Raw genomic sequence first — 4285 nt, forward strand, 5'->3', positions numbered from 1 at the left:
CAAGTCCAGATCCCAGACCGATCCTACTGGTGTTAACTCCACCATCGAAGTAGAATTGTTGCTACCTACTGCGGCGATTTCGATTTGTCCCCCTTCTGCCGATAGCAAACCACCCCTGAGGCTAATATCTCCTGCTACCAAGGCTAAGGTATTGCCGGGTTGAAGTTGTAATTGGGAGCTTTGATTACTGCGATCAAAAGGAGCGAAAATACTGCGATTGATGGTATGTCCTGGACCAGTTACTGTAATATTTCCGGGATTTGTTCCCATCTGTAAACCAGGGGTAATATTAATCGTTAATAACGGCGCTTGGTTTGGTTCAGTAGCACTAAATTCAATTCCATCTCCAAATACTACACTCTCCGCAGTAGTAGCAAAAAATGAACCACCTATATTCAACGAAGCATTGTTACCAAAGATAATACCGGCTGGATTAATCAGGAATAAATTAGCGTTACCATTAGCACGAATCAAGCCGTCAATGTTAGAAATATTCCCTCCCGTAACACGGCTAAAGATATTGGCAATATCCCCAGCATTGTTAAAGAATGCTGACCCGTTAGTAGGGACAGAAAATTCCGAGAAGCTATGAAACAAATGATCTGAACTACGTACCCCAGATTCAATCAAGAAATTCACTCCATCATCACTAGTTACCGTAGTGGATAAAGTGCCATCACTGCTGATTTGGGCGGTGGCGATGTTGGGGATGAGGACACTAGAGAGTAAAACATGGCTGAGTAAATAGCATCGCTGAATAGTTTGATTCATCAACTTGACCCTGGTGGCTGATGTAACTTCGGTTTGAGTGGGATATGGTTATTTTTCCCATCAGCGATGATCAAACTCACAAATCGTCAGCTAAAGTAGGGTGGGCAAAATACTCGCTCTCATTAATCATTATTGGAACCAAACTGTCGCAAGCCCACCCTACAATCTAATCTAACACCATTAACTTAATGCTTTTTAGCACTGATTAATACTGATTTCAACCAAACTATTTTTGCTCACCCGACAATCTAATCCTCTTTAATCGCACAAGTTGCTCGCAGGAAATCGAGCGCCTGGTTCGAGTTGACAACAGCGACTAATTCGAGATTACCTTGCTCATTAATAATCCAAGCATTAGCTTCCACTATCGGTGCTTTGGTATTAGTGTCTGATTTACTATCAAATGCTTCGGGTATGGCGCGCACTATGGATAGATCCGATATATCCCGCACATCCGATAAAATTTGGCCACCGGGCACCATAGCACTGGGATCTTGGGGGATGCCACCCCGTCCGGTAATATAAAAACTACTGGTGGCAGTCCAACGGCAACCTTTAGCGATTTCTTGAGTGCGATCGCGCAGTTCTGTGGGTAATTCAATTAAGCCGTTAGCGGGGGTGTAAGGATTGTTAATGCTGATCTCCCCATCTACGCCAAAATCAGAACTAGCAGTAATGGCACGATCACGACGAAATAACCCTTGGGTAGTAATGGAAATATTTCCACCATTGCCTAGATTAGCATTAGCGTTGATCAAGCTACCTTCAATCAGAGCCACTACACCGGACTTAATGGTAATGTTGCCACCATTGCCATCGTTCTGAGCTTCCTTAGTCTCAGCTTCCGCAGTGATGGTGCTGCCATTACGCAATAGTAAACCCTTTGTGATATCCAGCTCAATATCGCCTCCTTTCCCAGAGAAGGTGGAAGCGGTGATTCTAGCGCCATAATTGAGGTTGATGGTATCAGCCTGGATAAATAATTCTCCCCCATCACCAATTCCTTCATTTGTGACCCTAATTTGGGCATCTTGGGTATCGGGATCTCCTGAGATAGTTAACTCGGAAGTGTTAATGGTGATGTCGCCAGCAATAGCCGTGGGGATGGGGTCTAGGTCAAATCGTCTTTGCTCTTCAATACTAGGACGTGATACATTAGTCGAAACATTAGTCGGGGTAACACGACTTGGCAGGGTATCTAGTAGAGTTACAGACTCCGAAGCATTGATGGTAATAGTACCACCATTACCTTTACCAAAAGCAGAAGAATCAATTACTCCTCCATCGGCAAGCAGCAATCTCCGTGTATTTACCTCCACACTACCCCCATTACCTTCACCAAAAGAGGGAGAACTAATTACGCTCTGGTCGTTGAGACCTGCAATTAAAGCTACGATCTCAATGGATTCCGTAGCATTGACGGTGATATTACCCCCATCACCTTCACCAAAAGTCCACGCGATAATATTTGCTACAACTAATCTCAATTGATTGGTGGAGATGGTAATATCCCCTGCTGTTGTTTCGCTTAAGGTCGAAGAATATACATTACTACTGAAATTCCTCTGATTATCAGGGCTAAAACCCATGACTACCACCGATTCAGAAGCAACGATGTTGATCTTCCCTGAGGCACCTTTGTCAAAGGTGCTGACCACTACAGTTGCTCCCCCAAGCACGTTGAAATTTTTGGTAATAATGTCTATATCTCCCCCCTCACCACTGGATATAGAAAGGTTAGCCACAAAGGTATTTATACTGCCGTTAGCGTCATTCTCTCCGATAGTTACAGTTTCGGTACCATGAAGTATGGTATTGCCAGCATTTTGACTACCTTCATTCTGAGTCAGTACGATTGAGTTATCTCCTACGGTAATGGTTGCTCCCCTGATTCGGATCGAGCCAGCGGTGTCGCCACTGGTATCGACCAGGGCGTTTTCGGTCAGTTGAATATTCCCTAAGTTTGAGACTTGACTCAAGTCCAGATCCCAGCCTGATCCTACCGGTGTTAATGGCACCATCGCGCTAGAATTGTTACTCCCTACTGCGGCGATTTCGATTTGTCCTCCTTCTGCCGAGAGCAAACCACCCCTGAGGCTAATCTCTCCTCCTACCAAGGCTAAAGTATTCCCCGGTTCAACCTGTAATTGCGACCCCAGATTACTGCGATCGAAAGGAGTAAAAATATTGCCATTGAGGGTTTCTCCTGGGCCATTTACTGTAATATTTCCAGGATTTTTTCCCATCTGTAAACCAGGAGTAATATTAATCGTTAATAACGGCGCTTGGTTTGGTTCAGTGGCACTAAATTCAATGCCATTTCCAAACACTACACTCTCGGCAGTAGTAGCAAAAAATGAACCACCTATATTCACCGAAGCATTGTTACCAAAGATAATACCGGCGGGATTAATCAGAAATAAATTAGCGTTACCATTAGCACGAATCAAGCCGTCAATGTTAGAAATATTCCCTCCCGTGACACGGCTAAAGATATTGACAATATCAGCAGCATTGTTAAAAAAGGCTGACCCGTTTGTAGGGACAGAAAATTCCGAGAAGCTATGAAACAAATGATCGGAAGTACGTACCCCAGATTCAATCAAGAAATTCACTCCATCATCACTAGTCACCGTAGTAGATAAAGTGCCATCACTGCTGATTTGGGCGGTGGCGATGTTGGGGATGAGGACACTAGAGACTAAAACATAGCAGAGTAAATAGCATCGCTGAATAGTTTGGTTCATCAACTTGACCCTGGTGGCTGATGTAACTTCGGTTTGAGTGGGATATGGTTATTTTTCCCATCACCGATGATCAAACTTACAAATCCAATCACAAATCTTCCTGACCAGTAATTAGTTAAAGTAGGGTGGGCAAAGTAGTCGCTCTCATTAATCATTATTGGAACCAAACGGTTTTTGCCCACCCTACAATCTAATCTAACACCATTAACTTAATGCTTTTTAGCACTGATTAATACTGATTTCAACCAAACTATTTTTGCTCACCCGACAATCTAATCTGTTTTTCCCCACCCGACAATCTAATCCTCTTTAATCGCACAAGTTGCTCGTAGGAAATCGAGCGCCTGGTTGGAGTTAACAACAGCGACTAATTCCACATTACCTTGCTCATTAATAATCCAAGCATTAGCTTCCACTATCGGTGCTTTGGTATTAGTGTCTGATTTACTATCAAATGCTTCGGGTATGGCGCGCACTATGGATAGATCTGATATATCCCGCACATCCGATAAAATTTGCCCACCGGGCACCATAGCACTGGGGTCTTGGGGGATGCCACCCCGTCCGGTAATATAAAAACTACTGGTAGCAGTCCAACGGCAACCTTTAGCGATTTGTTGAGTGCGATCGCGCAGTTCTGTGGGTAATTCAATTAAGCCATTAGCGGGATCGGTGTCAGGATTGTTAATAGTGATCAGGCCATCTACCCCAAACTCAGAACTAGCAGTAATGTCACTATCAGGAAATACAAATAACCCTTCGGTAGA

2 protein-coding genes and 1 pseudogene are annotated in these 4285 nt (G+C 43.9%); all 3 read right to left on the reverse strand.

Annotation, left to right across the window (positions count from 1 at the left end):
- On the reverse strand, window positions 1–771 hold a 771-nt coding region (locus F6K52_RS32995; RefSeq protein WP_293088830.1), incomplete at its 3' end, for a filamentous hemagglutinin N-terminal domain-containing protein.
- 248 nt (window positions 772–1019) lie between these two features.
- Window positions 1020–3518 (reverse strand): filamentous hemagglutinin N-terminal domain-containing protein, encoded by a 2499-nt coding sequence (locus tag F6K52_RS33000; protein WP_293088833.1) that lies wholly within the window; start codon window positions 3516–3518, stop codon window positions 1020–1022.
- 299 nt (window positions 3519–3817) lie between these two features.
- Window positions 3818–4285: pseudogene (locus F6K52_RS33005) on the reverse strand (hypothetical protein); the annotation flags it as partial.

This window comes from Moorena sp. SIO3H5, assembly GCF_010692395.1.
GTDB lineage: Bacteria > Cyanobacteriota > Cyanobacteriia > Cyanobacteriales > Coleofasciculaceae > Moorena.